6 protein-coding genes are annotated in these 14,929 nt (G+C 76.6%); all 6 read right to left on the bottom strand.

What is annotated here, in order from left to right; all coding sequences use genetic code 11:
* Positions 1-9: 9 nt before the first annotated feature.
* Positions 10-2,745 carry a kelch repeat-containing protein gene (locus WMF43_RS06350; protein ID WP_437678242.1) on the bottom strand — a complete coding sequence of 912 codons (2,736 nt, stop codon included), beginning with the start codon at positions 2,743-2,745 and terminating at the stop codon, positions 10-12.
* A gap of 49 nt (positions 2,746-2,794) precedes the next feature.
* Positions 2,795-7,792, bottom strand: coding sequence for a Kelch repeat-containing protein (locus WMF43_RS06345; protein ID WP_437678241.1), 4,998 nt, complete (start codon positions 7,790-7,792; stop codon positions 2,795-2,797).
* Positions 7,789-10,347: a kelch repeat-containing protein gene (locus tag WMF43_RS06340; RefSeq protein ID WP_437678239.1), complete on the bottom strand. Its 2,559-nt coding sequence runs from the start codon at positions 10,345-10,347 to the stop codon at positions 7,789-7,791. The genes WMF43_RS06345 and WMF43_RS06340 overlap by 4 nt, the downstream gene beginning before the upstream one ends.
* A gap of 68 nt (positions 10,348-10,415) precedes the next feature.
* Complete coding sequence (locus tag WMF43_RS06335; protein ID WP_437678237.1) at positions 10,416-12,287, bottom strand: hypothetical protein; 1,872 nt, start codon at positions 12,285-12,287, stop codon at positions 10,416-10,418.
* The gene (locus WMF43_RS06330; protein WP_437678235.1) at positions 12,284-13,309 is read right to left on the bottom strand and encodes a PEGA domain-containing protein; all 1,026 of its coding nucleotides are present in this window, start codon (positions 13,307-13,309) and stop codon (positions 12,284-12,286) included. Before WMF43_RS06330 ends, WMF43_RS06335 begins: the two co-directional genes overlap by 4 nt.
* Before the next feature lie 33 nt (positions 13,310-13,342).
* The gene (locus WMF43_RS06325) at positions 13,343-14,848 is read right to left on the bottom strand and encodes a serine/threonine-protein kinase (RefSeq protein ID WP_437678233.1); all 1,506 of its coding nucleotides are present in this window, start codon (positions 14,846-14,848) and stop codon (positions 13,343-13,345) included.
* Positions 14,849-14,929: the final 81 nt, after the last annotated feature.

The raw sequence follows: 14,929 nt of genomic DNA, 5'->3' as shown, positions 1-14,929 counted from the left end.
TCCTTGCGTTCAGAGGGGAGACCTCTCCGACATCCTCGGCCTGCTGACCCTGCCCGGATCACCTCCTGACCCGGGTTGATCCATCGACGGTTGACCCATCTCCATCGGGCTCGTCCACCGGCAAGCAGGGTTTCGTCCGATCGAGCAGGGCCTGCCCTTGAAGAGGGGACCTCGTACCGAGGCGAGCGCTGCGCCGTGCAGGCGTGCTGCCCGCGAGCGCTGGCGCCGCGCGAGCGAGAGCAGCAGCAGCATCGCGGCCCAGGGCGCGCGCGCAGCGCGCGACGCGCCGACGACACACCCGCACCCGCTGCCGCCGGACGAGGTCGACCCGCCCCCGCCGACGGAGCCGCTCGACGATCCCGCCTCGCCGCCTGCCCCGCCGGTGTCGACCGCGCACTCGCCCGCTACGCAGATGCCTCCCCCGCATGGCGTGCCGTCCGGCTTGGCGGCGCGATCACACGCGCCCGTGGCCGGATCACACGACCCCGCATAGCGGCAGTCGATCTCGGCGCAGGAGACCGGGCTGCCGCCCTCGCACGCGCCGGCGCGGCACGTGTCCTCCCGCGTGCACGCGTCGCCGTCGTCGCACGCCTCCCCGTCAGGCTGCGGCGCGCTGACGCACCGGCCCGCCGCCGCGTCGCACACGCCCGGCGCGTGGCACGCCGCGGGCGGCGGGCACGCGACCGGCGCCCCGGCCACACACGCGCCGGCCACACACGTCTCGCCCTCGGTGCAGGCGTCGCCGTCGTCACACGCCGCGCCGTCCGGCCGCAGGGTGGTGACGCACTCCCCCGTGGCGGCCTCGCACGCCGCCTCGTGGCACACGTCGGGCGCCGCGCAGGCCACCGGCGTCCCGGCGCACGCGCCCGCCCGGCACACGTCGGTGTGTGTGCACGCCTGGCCGTCGTCGCAGACGGGGCCGGTCAGCGCCTCGCAACGGCCGTCCTGCGAGGCGCCCGCGGCGACCGAGCACGCGTCGCACCCACCGCCGTCGCAAGCCGCGTCGCAGCACACGCCGTCGACGCAGTGCCCCGTCGTGCAGTCCGATCCGGAGGCGCACGCCGCCCCGAGCGCCACGCCATAAATCGACGTCGTGGCGATGGCGCCGTCGAGCCGCGCGGGGCTGAACCCGCCGGTCACGAGGACCCGCTGATCCAGGAGCAGCGTCGCCGTGTGATCCGCTCGATCCGAGGTCAAGCCACTTCCTGTCGCGGCGTCGCCCGTCACCGGATCGAACAGCGTCGGCTCTCGCAGGGGGAACGGCATCCCGTCGCCCAGGGAGAAGCTGTGCCCACCGGCGAGGAGGACCTTGCCGTCGGGCAGCAGCGTCGCGGTGTGGCCCACGATCCCGCCGAAGAAGCTCAGGCCCGGCGCCGTCCACCCGTCCGTCTCGGGGTCGTACACCTCGGCCGGAGAGGTGCGCATGCCGCCGAGGACGTCGGTCACCTGCACGCCGCCGACGACCAGCACCTTGCCATTCGGCATCAGGGTCGCCGTGTTCCTGTCGTGGGAGACCGCCATGAGCGCCGGCGCAGACCAGGCGTCCGCCGCCGGATCGTAGACCTCGGAGTCCCCCCCTCCTCCCACGACGAGCACCCGCCCGTCGAGCAGCCGTACGGCGGCATGATCGTTCCGGGCGCGCGCCATCGGGGCACGGGAGGTCCAGCTGTTCGAGACCGGATCGTAGCGCTCGGCGCTCGCCGCCGACGCGCCCCCGACCCGGCCGCCCGTCACGAAGACCGTGCCGTCCTCGAGCAAGGTCGCCGTGTGCCTGGTCCTGCCGACGGTCGGCGGCGCGGCGGGGCTCCAGGTGTTCGTGGCCGGGCGGTAGAGCTCCGCGGTCGCCCCGCCCACCACGAGCACCTCGCCGCTCCGGAGCAACGTGGCCGTATGCTCGGCGCGGGCGGCGCTCATCGGCGACGTCAGCACCCAGGTCCCGGTCGCGGGAAGGAAGAGCTCGGCGCTGGCCAGGACGCCGGACGTACCGCGACCGCCGGCGACCAGGACGCGGCCGTCCAGCAGCAGCGTCGCGGTGTGGTTCTCTCGCGCCTGGTTCATCGGCAGCGCGGCCACCCACTCCGGGTCGATGAGCAGCGCCTCGCCGTCGCCGCCGGCGTCGGCGAAGAGCTCCACGGCCCGCCCCGCCGCGCGCAGCGAGACGCGCACGGGCCGGCCCGACGAGGAGAACGCCGCCGGCGCGCTCATGATCAGCCGCGGCACGCCGGACGCGTCGTCCCACACGATCGACTCGCCCTCCTGCCGCGGCGACGCCCCGTCGACCTCCCACGAGGCCACCGGCCGCCCCGGCGCCGCCGCCCCCGGCTCGACCAGCAGCCACTCCTCGACGCCCGCGCTCGTCGCCGCCCAGAACGACGCGCCCCCGTCGCGCGGGTAGCGGACCGCGGCCCCCTCGCGCGCGCCCTCGCCTCGCAGCCCGGACTCGCGGACGTGCAGCGCGAGCCCCTCCGGCAGCTCCAGGCGGATCGTCTCCTCGCCGATCCGGCGAGGCAGGAAGGCGCCGAGCGCGCCGGACGCCCGCCCGGCGAGCCCTCCGCCCGGCGCGAAGCCCTCCGCGGACTCCCGGAAGCCATGAGCGCCCTCCACCACCCGCGCCGCCTGCTCGGGGAAGCGCAGCCGCAGCGCGCCCGGCTCGATCGCGGCCGCAGGCTCCTCGCCCCCCGAGCACCCGGGAGCGCCCATCAGCAGGGAAGAGAGCAAAACAAGCTCGACGCAGTGTCTTCTCATGACGCCTCCACGCTCCCCTCGATCGCCGGCCACCTCGACGCGGCGATCGCTAGCCCGCTCGTCGCGTGCGCCGGCGGCGCGCGGCGATCAGGACCACCCCAAGGACGGCCGCGGCGCCGTGGCGGCCGTGGCCTCGCGCTGCCCGGCAGCCGCACCCGCCGCCGCCTTCCGGATCCTCGCCGGGACCGGCGCCCGCGCCCGCGCTGCTCGCCGACGCCTCGGAGGGAGGGAGGCACTGCCCGCCCACGCACTCGCCGCCCGGGCACGGCGTGCCGTCGGGCAGCGACCGGAGCGCGGAGCACTGGCCCGTGGCCGGATCGCAGGTGCTCTCGCGCTGGCAGGGGCCGGCGGCGGGGCAGCGCACGCGGGGGCCGGTGCACACGCCCGCGCGGCAGGCGTCCCGCACGGTGCATGCGTCGCCGTCGTCGCAGCCGGTGCCGTCGGGCGCGGGCGTGAAGGCGCACACCCCCTGCGCCGGGTCGCACCGCGCGTCGGGCTGGCAGGTGCTGGGCTCACACGCGACCGGATCGGCGCCGACACACGCGCCGCCCTCGCAGCGGTCGACCGGCGTGCAGGCGTCCTCGTCGTCGCAGGGCGTCTCGTCGGGCAACGCGGGGTAGACGCAGCCCTCGCTCGGCTCGCAGGCCCCGGGCCCGCGGCACGGGCCCGGCGCAGGGCAGGTCACGGCCGCGCCGGGCGCGCACGTGCCCGCGGCGCAGGTGTCGTCCTCGGTGCAGGCGTCGCCGTCGTCACAGGGCGTGCCGGACAGCGGCGCGCAGGTGCCGTCGGCGGCCGCCCCCCGCGCGACAGTGCACGCGCCGCACCCGCCCGCGCACGCCGTGTTGCAGCAGACCCCGTCGACGCAGTGGCCGCTCACGCACGCGGCGTCGCTCGCGCACGGCGCGCCGAGCCCCGCGCCGGCGCCGTAGATCTCGGCGCTCGCGAGCGCCTCCCCGGAGCTCGAGCTCCCCCCCGCGATGAGCACGCGGCCGTCGGGCAGCAGGGTCGCCGTGTGGTACGCGCGGGGCGCGCTGAGCGGCGGCAGCTCGGTCCAGCTGTTCGTCGAGGGGCGATAGAGCTCGACGCTCGCCGTGCCGCCACCCACGATGAGCACCTCGCCGCTCGGGAGCAGCGTGGCCGTATGGCCGCTGCGCAAGGCGCTCCTCGGCGGCGCGGACTCCCACACGTCCGTGTCCGGGTTGTAGAGTTCGGACTCGGCCGCTCCGACGACGAGCACCTTGCCGTTCAGCAGCGTCGTCGCCGTCGGCTGGTAGTAATGAGGCGAGGGCGCCGGCGGCGTCGCTGTCCACCGGTTCAAATCCGGGTCGTAGCGCTCGGCGTTCGTTCCGACGGCGCCGATGACGAGCACGTCGCCGCTCGGGAGCAGCGCGGCCGCGTGGCGGTCGCGTTCGAACGCCATCTCGCCGGCGCCCGACCAGCCGGCGCCCGCCGTGTACAGGGCGGCGTCCGCCGTGACCCGGAAACCGAAGCTCTCGCCGCCCGTGACGAGCACCCGGCCGTCCTGGAGCAGGGTGGCCGTATGGCTGTGGCGCGACTGCGACGGGCCGCTCGACCACCTGTTCGTCGTGGGGTTGTAGAGGACCGACGCGTCGACCAGGGCGCTCGCCACCCCGTGGCCTCCGACGACGAGCACCTCGCCGGTGGGGAGCAGCGTGGCCGTGTGCTGGACGCGCGCAGGACCCATCGAGGCCGCCGGCGTGAAGGTGTTCGTGGCGCTGTCGTAGAGCTCCGCGGAGTTGAGCACGCTGGACCCGCTGGAGCCGCCGGTCAGGAGGACCAGCCCGCTCGGGAGCAGCGTGGCCGTGTGCGACGAGCGCGCCCGCACCAGGTTCCCCGCCGGGATCCAGGCCGGATCCACCAGCACCGCGCCGGCGCTCTCGCCCAGCCAGAGCGCGATCGACCGCCCGCGGACGTCGAGCCGCGCCTCCACCGGCGCGCCGTCCTCCTGGTACGCCTCACCGGCGCTCACCGTCAGCGCGACCGCGCCGCCGCCGTCGAGGCAGTCCACGACGCCCTCGCGCGCGCGCAGGGCGGCGCCCTCGACCTCCCAGCTCGCCACCGGCCCGGCGCCGCGCGCCGTCTCCTCGTCGAGCAGCAGCCACTCCTCGTAGCCGGCGCCGCTCGCCGTCCAGAACGAGGTGCCCCCGGGGCGCGCGTACGCCACCGCCTGTCCGTGCAGCGCGGCGGGGCCGGAGAGGCCGCCCTCGCGCACCGAGAGCGCGATCCCTCCCGGGAGCCGCAGGGCGACGGCGCGCTCGCCGCGCTCCGGCAGCGACGCCTCGAAGCCGCTCGGCGCGCGCGCGACGAACCCACCGCCGCCTGCGTCGCGCACGAAGCGCGGATCCCCGCCGACCACGGCCGCAGCGTGCTCGGGGAACAGGGCGCCGAGCTGCTCCGGGCCGGGCGGGGAAACGGCGTCCCCCGCGCACCCGGCGAGCAGCAGCACGGCCAGGGCACCCCAGCGCCGCCGGCGCGCCGGCGAGCGCGCGCGCCGCGCCAGCGAGAGCAGCACGAGCAGCGCGGCCCACGGCGCCGGCGCAGCGCGCGACGCGCCGACGGCGCACCCGCACCCGCCGCCGCCGGGGGAATCCGAGCCGCCTGCGCCGGCCGAGCCACCCGGCGCCCCCGCCTCGCCGCCAGCCCCCCCGGTATCGACCGCGCACTCGCCCGCCACGCAGATGCCTCCCCCGCACGGCGTGCCGTCCGGCTTGGCGGCGCGGTCACACGCGCCCGTCGCCGGATCACACGAGCCCGCGTAGCGGCAGTCGGTCTCGGCGCACGAGACCGGGGCGCCGCCCTCGCACGCGCCGGCGCGGCACGTGTCCTCCCGCGTGCACGCGTCGCCGTCGTCGCACGCCTCCCCGTCCGGCAGCGGCGCGCTCGCGCACGCGCCCGTCGCCGGGTCGCACACGCCCGCCGCGTGGCACGCCGGAGGCGGCGGGCACGCGACCGGCGCCCCGGCCACACACGCGCCCGCCTCGCACGTGTCGCCCTGGGTGCAGCCGTCGCCGTCGTCACACGCCGCGCCGTCCAGCCGCGGCGTGGTGACGCACTCCCCCGTGGCGGCCTCGCACGCCGCCTCGTGGCACGCGTCGGGCGCCGCACAGGCCACCGGCGTCCCGGCGCACGCGCCCGCCCGGCACACGTCGGTGTGTGTGCACGCCTGCCCGTCGTCGCAGACCGGGCCGGTCAGCGCCTCGCAACGGCCGTCCTGCGACGCGCCCGCGGCGACGGAGCACGCGTCGCATGGCCCGCCGTCGCAGGCCGCGTCGCAGCACACGCCGTCGACGCAGTGCCCCGCCGTGCAGTCCGAGCCCGACGCGCACGCGGCCCCGAGCGCCACGCCGTAGATCGCCGTCGTCGCCACGGCGACGTCGTCCCTCCCGGGGTTGAACCCGCCCGCGACGAGCACCCGCTGGTCGAGGAGCAACGTCGCCGTATGGCGCGCTAGATCCAGCGAGCCTACTCCCGACGTGTGGTCGCCCGTCGCCGGGTCGAACAGCCCCGGCGATCCCGCCGGACCAGGGTCCCCGCTGCTCAGGCCGATGTAGTACCCGCCGACGAGCAGCACCTTGCCGTCGGGCAGCAGCGTCGCGGTGTGCTCTCCGAGGCCCCGGAAGAAGCTCAGCCCCGGCAGCGACCACACGCTCGCTCCGGGATCGTACACCTCGGCCGGAATGGTGCGCGCGTCGCCGGCGCCCTCGCCGACCCGCGTGCCGCCGACGAGCAGCACCCGGCCGTCCGGCAGCAGGGTCGCCGTGTGCCGGTCGTGGAACGCCGCCGTGATCGCGGGCGGCGCCCAGCTGTCCGTGGCCGGATCGTAGACCTCCGAGTCGCTCCCTCCCACGACGAGCACCCGGCCGTCGAGCAGGCGCACCGCGGCGTGGCCGCTCCGCGCGCGCGCCATCGAGGTGCGGGGAGCCCAGCTGTCCGAGGCCGGGTCGTAGCGCTCGGTGGTCGCCGCCGGCGCGCTCCCGACCGTGCCGCCCGTCACGAAGACCGTGCCGTCCTCGAGCAAGGTCGCCGTAGCGGCGGCCCTGCTCGCGCCCGGCGGCGCGGCGGCGCTCCAGAGGTTCGTGGCCGGGTGGTAGAGCTCCGCGGTCGCCCCGCCCACCACGAGCACGTCGCCGCTCGGCAGCAGCGTGGCCGTATGACCCTCGCGGGCGGCGCTCATCGGCGCGGTCAACAGCCACGTGCCCGTCGCGGGCTGGAAGAGCTCGGCGCTGGACAGGACACGGAACGACGCCCCAGTGCCGCCGGCGACCAGGACGCGGCCATCCTGCAGCAGCGTCGCGGTGTGCCCCTCCCGCGCCTGGTTCATCGGCAGCGCCGCCACCCACGCCGGGTCGATGAGCAGCGCCTCGCCCGCCTCGCTCGCCTCGCCGGCGTCGCCCGCGTCGACCAGGAGCTCCACCGCGCGGCCCGCCGCGCGCAGCGCCACGCGCACGGGCCGACCCGACGCCCCGAACGCCTCCGGCGCGCTCATGATCAGCCGCGGCACCCCGGACCCATCCGACCAGACGATCGACTCGCCCTGCTGCCGCGGCCACGCCCCGTCCACCTCCCACGAGGCGACCGGACGCCCGGCCGCCGCGAACCCCGGCTCGACGAGCAGCCACTCCTCCACCCCCGCCCCCGTCGCCACCCAGTACGACGCGCCGCCGTCGCGCGGATAACGGACCGCGGCCCCCTCGCGCGCGCCCTCGCCCCGGAGCCCGGACTCGCGGACATGCACGGTCAGCCCCTCCGGCAGCTCCAGCCGGATGGCCTCCACGCCGGCGCGGCGAGGCAACGTCGCCCCGAGCGCCCCGGGCGCCCTCCCGCCCAGGCCCACCTGCGGCGCGAAGCCCTCGGCGGACTCCCGGAAGGCCACGGCGCCATCGAGCACGCGCGCCGCGTGCGCCGGGAACCTGGCGCGCAGCGCGCCGGGGTCGATCGCGCTCGCAGGCCCATCGCCGGCCGAGCACCCGGACGCCCCCACCAGCAGGGCGGAGAACAAGACAACGTCAGCGCTGCGCCTTCTCATGGCTCCTCCAGGCTCCCCTCGGTCGCCACCGTGGCTCGATGTGGTGATCGCCGGCGCTCGCGCCGCGCGCGCCGGCGGCGCGCGGCGATCACGAGGACCCCCAGGACGGCCGCGGCGCCCCCGCGGCCGTCGCCTCGCGCAGCCCGGCAGCCGCACCCGCCGCTCCCTTTCGGATCCTCGCCGGGACCGGCGCCGGCGCCCGTGCTCCCGCTCGGATCCACGGAAGGAAGAAGGCACTGCCCGCCGACGCACTCGCCGCCCGGACACGGCGTGCCGTCGGGCAGCGAGCGGAGCGCGGAGCACTGGCCCGTGGCCGGGTCGCAGGTGCTCTCGCGCTGGCAAGGGCCGGCGGCAGGGCAGCGCACGGCGGCCCCGGTGCACACGCCCTCGCGGCACACGTCCCGCTGCGTGCAGGCGTCGCCGTCGTCGCAGCCGGCGCCGTCGGGCGCTGGCGTGAAGGTGCACGCCCCCAGCGCCGGGTCGCACCGCGCGTCGGGCCGGCAGGCGCTGGGCTCGCAGGCGACCGGATCGGCGCCGACGCACGCCCCGCCCTGGCATCGGTCGACGGGCGTGCAGGCGTCCTCGTCGTCGCAGGGCGTCTCGTCGGGCAGCGCGGGATACACGCAGCCCTCACCCGGATCACACGCCGCGGGCCCGCGGCACGGGCCCGGCGGAGCGCAGGTCACCGCCGCGCCGGGCGCGCACGTGCCCGCGGCGCAGGTGTCGCCCGCCGTGCACGCGTCGCCGTCGTCGCAAGGCGTGCCGGACAGCGGCGCGCACGTGCCGTCGGCGGCCGCCCCGCGCGCCACCGCACACGCGCCGCACCCGCCCGCGCACGCCGTGTCGCAGCAGACCCCGTCGACGCAGTGGCCGCTCACGCACGCGGCGCCGCTCGCGCACGGCGCGCCGAGGCCGGCGCCGGCGCCGTAGATCTCCGCGCTCGTGAGCGCCTCCCCCGCGCTCCCCCTCCCCCCCGCGACGAGCACGCGGCCGTCGAGCAGCAAGGTCGCCGTGTGGTACGCGCGGGCCACGCCGAGCGGCGGCTGCTCGGTCCAGCTGTTCGCCTCCGGGTGGTAGAGCTCGACGCTCGCCGTGCCGCCGCCCACGACGAGCACCTCGCCGCTCGGGAGCAGCGTGGCCGTATGGCCGCTGCGCGAGGCGCTCATCGGCGGCACGGCCTCCCACGCGTTCGTGTCCGGGTCGTAGAGCTCGGCCACGGTCCCCTCGCCGACGACGAGCACCTTGCGGCTCAGCAACGTCGTCGCCGTCGGCTGGAAGTGAGGCGAGAGCGCCAGCGGCGTCGCCGTCCACTCGTTCTCGTTCCGTTCCGGATCGTAACGCTCGGCGGTCCAGCCGGCCCCGCCGATGACGAGCACGCTGCCGTCCTGGAGCAGCGCGGCCGCGTGGAGATAGCGGGAAAAGACCATGTCGGCGGCGCCCGACCAGCCGGCGCCCGCGGTGTACAGCACGGCGCTCGGCGTGGGCTCGATGGTCAGGCTCTCGCCGCCCGTGACGAGCACCCGGCCGTCCTGGAGCAGGGTGGCCGTATGGGCGCGGCGCGGCAACGACAGCGACGGGCCGCTCGACCACACGTGGGTCGCGGTGTTGTAGAGGACCGACGAGTCGAGCAAGGGGCTCGCCATCCCGCCGCCGGCGACGACGAGCACCTCGCCGCTCGGCAGCAACGTGGCGGTGTGACGGGTGCGCGCCGGGCCCATCGGGGCCGCCGGCAGGAAGGTGTTCGTGGCGCCGTCGTAGAGCTCCGCCGAGTTGAGCACGCCGGACGCGCCGTCCCCGCCGGTCAGGAGGACACGCCCGCTCGGGAGCAGCGTGGCCGTGTGATAGGCGCGCGCCCTGATCAGGTTGCCCGCCGGGATCCACGCCGGATCCACGAGCACCGCGCCGGCGCTCTCGCCCAGCCAGAGCGCGATCGATCGCCCGCGGACCTCGAGCCGCGCCTCCACCGGCGCGCCGTCCTCCTGGTACGCCTCGCCGGCGCTCACCGTCAGCACGACCGCGCCCTCGCCGTCGAGGCAGTCCACAACGCCCTCGCGCGCGCGCAGCGTGGCGCCCTCCACCTCCCACGTCGCCACCGGCCCGCCGCCCCGCGCCGTCTCCTCGTCCAGCAGCAGCCACTCCTCGTAGCCGGCTCCGTGCGCCGTCCAGAACGACGTGCCCCCGGGGCGCGCGTACGCCACCGCCTGCCCGTGCGCCGCAGCGCCGCCGGAGAGCCCAGCCTCCCGCACCCGCAGCTCGAGCCCGTCCGGGAGCCGCAGCGCGATCGCGCGCTCGCCGCGCTCCGGCAGCGACGCCTCGAAGCCGCCCGGCGTGCGCGCCACGAACCCGCCGCCGCCCGCCTCGCGCGCGAAGCGCGCCTCGCCCCCGGCGATGACCGCCGCGTGCTCGGGGAACAGCGCGCCGAGCCGCTCGGGGCCAGGCGCCGAGCCGCCTTCCCCCGCACACCCGGCGATCAGCAGCAGCGCCAGGGCACCCGCAGCAAGACCGCAGTGCGGCGCGCCGCGCGCGCCCCACCTCGCCGTACTTACGCTTCTCATCACATCTCCTCCGGCGCACCGAAGCGCCGGCGCCGCGGCCTGTCGGCGGCCCGCGGGCGCAACCTGGGTCAGGGCTTCGCGATCAGCAGGACGGCTCCGTTCGACTTGCTGACCTCTCCTTCGTTGAGCCAGACCACGTTCAGCGCGTCGACGAGGAGCGCCCCCGGCGAGTGCTGGCCGCGCGCGAGCACGGTCGGCTCGTCGCCCGGGGCGGCGGCCTTGAGCAGCCATTTCACGGTCCCGTCGCCGCGGTTCGTCCAGTACACGCGCGCCCCGTCCACCGCGATGCCGTTCGGAAAACGCTGTCCTGTCGCGATCTTCCGCGGCTCGCCCGCCGCCGCCCCGCCCTCGAGGGGGAGCATCACCACGTCGCCCGCGAAGGCGAAGCTCGTCCAGTAGATCGCGGTCGCGACGCCGCCCTTGCCGAGGTCGAGCGCGAGGTGCCGCGGGGTCTCCTGCCCCTCCGCGAGCGCCGTCGGAGCAGGCTCCGCGGCACCTCGCGGCGCGACCATGATCGCGCCGTTCGCGCTGCCGCCGTCGCCCTCGTCGGTCCAGTACACGTACCCCGCGTCGGCGGCGATCCGGTACGGATGCTCCTGCTCCGCGGCCACCAGGGCCGGCGCGCCGGGGTCGTCCGAGACGCGGTACACGACGCCGTCCCCGAACGAGGTGAAGTGGATGTCGCCCCCGCGCACCACGACGCCCTCGGGGGTGCTCTGCGCTGACGCGAGCACCGCGGGCGGCGCCTCCGGCGCCCCCAGATCGAGCCGCAGGACGCGGCCGTCGTCCGCGCCGAGGCCGCTCTCGCTCCAGACGATCGCGCCCTCGCCGAGCGCGACGTCCCGCGGGCCCGCTTGCCCGGAGGCCAGCGTGGCGCGTGATCCGCCGCTCCTCGGCGCCGCGCGGAGCTCGCCGTCCGCCTCGGCGAGGGAGCCGAGGTTCGTCCAGTAGACCCGCTCGCCGTCGAGCGCGAGGCCGGCGGGGCGCCGCTGCATCGCCGCGATCGCGACCGGCTCGGAGGTCCCGGGCGCCGCGCCCGCGGACCCCACCGACGACCACCTGCCGCACGCGGGCAGCGACTCCGTCTTGAGGGGGCACGCGTCCGTGACCGGCGCGGCCGCGACCGCGAGGTTCTCCCCGCTCGCGATGCGGTTGCACACGGCCTTGGGCAGGCGGCGGGTCCCCGCGGGGCCGTCCGCGGCCTGCCAGCCGAGCGCGCTCTCCGCGTCGAGCGCGACGAAGCAGCCGGAAGGGCCGCAGATCCCGTCCGTCTCGGTCGCGAGCGCCAGGTTCACCGGGGCGTCCTCGGCGACGGCGCAGGAGGCCAGGTCGACCTCCGCCGGCGCGCTCTCCCGGAAGCACGCCGCGACGTCGAAGCAGCGCCCCTCCTCCGGCCTCTCGCCCCCGCCGAAGACGCGCCCGGGCTCGTAGTCGGACAGGGACTCCGGCGCGACCTCCTCCGGCGCGCACCCGCCGTTCACGCAGGTCTCGCCGCGCGGGCACGTGGTCGTCACGTCGTCGTCGCCGCCCGCGCCCGCGGCGGCGAATCCGCTGCAGAGCCACTGCACCGGGAGCCGCAGCATCGCCGCGCGGTCCGTGGGCACCGTCGTGACCACCTCCCGCAGCACCCGCGGCGTCGCGCCCTGCCACGCCGTGACCCGGAGCGTCGCGGGCTTCGCGGCGCCGCTGCCCGCGACGAGGGCGAGCGTCGAGGGCAGCTCGAGCCCCTTCGCCGGATCGCCGAGCTCGTAGATCGTATCGAACCGGTGCTCCTCGCCGGACAGCACCTCGACGCGGATCCTGTCGATGTCCTTCGGCACCGACATGTCCGTCTGGACGACGACCAGGAGCTCGCCCGGCGCGTCCGCCGACGAGCACGCCGCGGCGCAGCCGGCGAGGAGCAGCGCGGCGGCGCGGCGCGGCCTGGCCGCCGCGCTCACGGGCGCGCCCCGAGGCGGACGCCCGAGAGATCGGACGAGAGCGTCACGGTCCCCATGATGCCCGGTATCGTCGACGGGTCCCTGGACTTGAACAGGAAGTAGCCGCCCAGGGCCAACCCCGTGGCGACGAACACGATGCCGCCGCCGATCCAGAGCCCGGTCGCGCTGGAGCCGCCGGGCTGCTCGAGCGGCTTCAGGGCCACGGTCAGCGTGCGCTTCTTCTCTTCCTCGATGAAGACGTCGGCCTGGTACGGGACCTTTCCCGGGGCGGTGACGCGGACCGCGTGAGCCCCGCGCGGCAGCGGCCCGCTCCACCGGCCCTGGGCGACCACGCGCCCGTCGACCGCGATGGCGTCGCCGTCCCCCGCCTCGACGACGAGCTGCCCGCGCAGCGAGATCTCCTCCAGCGACGCGGCGACGGTGACCTCCGTCGCCCCGGCGATCTGCTCGGTGCGCACGTGCTCCTTGAACCCGGGCTTGACGACCCGGATCCTCCGCGCGCCGATGTCGACGAGCACGGGGCCGGGCAGCGGCGAGGCCCCGATCTTCTCGTCGTCCACGAAGATCTCCGCGCCGTCCCGGTCGACCGTGACGGTCAGGCGGCTGACGAGCTTCTTCACCTCGCCGATGAGCGCCGCCGTGGCCTGCCGCTCCGCGTCCGTGAGCAGAGGGCCGGCCTCGCGCTCGTACCGCTCGAGCAGCGGCAGCACGCTCGCGTAGCGGCGCAGGCTCTTCTCGCAGGCAGCGATGTTCCAGAGCAGCCGCGGGTCGCCGGAGAGCTCGTGCGCGCGCTGGAACTTGATCCGCGCGCCCCTGAAGTCGCCGTCGCTGTAGAGGAGCTTGCCGGTCTCGTACTCCGCCTTGGCCGCCCCGGTGAGCGCCTGGGCGAGGGGCACACGCGAGGGGCTCGCCGGCGGGGCGGGCTGGCCCGGCGGGGGCTGCGCGAGCGCTGGCCCGCAGAGCAGGATCGACGCGGCGGCCAGGGCGCATCGGAAGCGAGGAAGGTGGTTGTCGGATCGCACGAATCCCCTCGGGTCAGGGCGGTGGCGGCGGGGTCACTGCAAGGGCATGTCGAGGATGTTCTTGCTGGTGGGCGCGGGCGCAGGCGTGGGCGACGGGCGCGGGGTGGACGGGCGCGAGGGCTTCACGACCGCCGGAGGGCGCGGCCCCTTCGCGGGCTCCGGCGGCGCGGCGGACGCTGCGGGCGCCGCGGACGCCGCGGACGCCGATGCCGGCGGCGCCGACGCCGGCGGCGGGCCCGGCGCGGTCTCCTCGGGGAACCGCGCCACGTCCGCGGGAGCCACCGAGGTCGCAGGCGGGGCGGCGCTGGCGGCGCCCCTCGGCGCGGAGGCGTCCGGGCCGGCCGCCGCGGGCGTCTGGGTCTCCGCCGAGGGGCGAAGCGCGTAGAGGGTGCCGCCCACGGCGAGCGCGAGCGCGAGCGCCACGCCCGCGCCGAGCCAGGCAGCGCGGGACGACCTCTGTGTCTTCCCCGCGCCCGTGGCCCAGGAGCTGCTCGTCACGGGGGTCGGCGCGAGGCCCGCGGAGGCGCCCACCTGCGGCGGCATCGGCGAAGGCTGCGACGGTTGCGACGGCTGCGAAGGTTGCGACGGCTGCGAGCTCCTCGCCCCGCCGTAGGGAGGCGCCGTCGCCTGCACCCCGAGCACACGTTCGATCCGCTCCAGCGAGATCGACGCCTGCTGCGGCGGTCCGAAGGGCGCGATCGCCCGCGCGAGCTCGGCGATGTTCGCGAACCTGCGCGCGGGGTCCTTCTCGAGGCACCGGAGGATGGCCTCCTCGAGCCCGCGAGGGACATCGGTGCGTGCCTGGGCGATCGGGTCCGGCGGATCGCTGTTCACCTTGAGGATGAGCTCGCCGAGCGTGTCCGCCGGAAACGGGATACGCGCGGTGAGCAGCTTGTAGAGGACCACGCCCATCGACCAGATGTCGGAGCGCGCGTCGACGCGGTGCGAGGCGCGCATCTGCTCGGGGGACATGTAGAGCGGAGAGCCGAGGAGCGCGGAGCTCTGCGTGAGCGCCAGCCCCGGCGCGCCTGCCTCGTCGGTCAGGGCCTTGGAGATGCCGAAATCGAGCACCTTGACGATCTCCGATCCGTCCGCCGCCTTCGAGAGGAACAGGTTCGCGGGCTTGATGTCGCGGTGGACGATCCCGTGCGCGTGCGCCTCGGCGATGGCCTCGCTGGCCTCGAGGACATAACCGACGGCCCGCGCGATCGGCAGCGGGCCCTCCGCCGCGATCACCGCTGCGAGATCGCGGCCATCGAGGTATTCCATCATCATGTAAGGAGCGCCGTTCGGCAGGGTGTCCACGTCGTGGACCCGCGCCGCGTGCTCGCTCTTTATCCGGACGCTGGCGCGCCCCTCGCGCAGGAAGCGCTCGACGGCCTCCGGCGTGGCGCTGGACAGCAGCACCTTGATCGCCACGAGCTGGTGGAGGTGGGCGTGGCGCGCGGCGACGACGAGGCCCATGCCTCCCTGGCCGAGGAGCCGCTCGACGCGGTACTTCCCCGCGAGCACGTCGCCTGCGTTCAACGTGGGCTGCATGATGCCGTTGTGCGTCCGCCGGACGGCGGCCCCGCCGGCGCATCGTACTGCATCCCACCGCCCGGCGACCAGCGAGGCGGC

This window comes from Sorangium sp. So ce131 (assembly GCF_051519095.1).
Lineage (GTDB): Bacteria > Myxococcota_A > Polyangia > Polyangiales > Polyangiaceae > Sorangium.
Note: the sequence above shows the minus strand (reverse complement) of the source record. Positions and strands in the feature narration are given on the sequence as shown.

What these genes read in the sequence shown, in the direction of transcription:
- WMF43_RS06350 (WP_437678242.1), bottom strand. Translation starts at nt 2,745, where the DNA reads ATGAGAAGACACTGCGTCGAGCTTGTTTTGCTCTCTTCCCTGCTGATG.
- WMF43_RS06345 (WP_437678241.1), bottom strand. Translation starts at nt 7,792, where the DNA reads ATGAGAAGGCGCAGCGCTGACGTTGTCTTGTTCTCCGCCCTGCTGGTG.
- WMF43_RS06340 (WP_437678239.1), bottom strand. Translation starts at nt 10,347, where the DNA reads ATGAGAAGCGTAAGTACGGCGAGGTGGGGCGCGCGCGGCGCGCCGCAC.
- WMF43_RS06325 (WP_437678233.1), bottom strand. Translation starts at nt 14,848, where the DNA reads ATGCAGCCCACGTTGAACGCAGGCGACGTGCTCGCGGGGAAGTACCGC.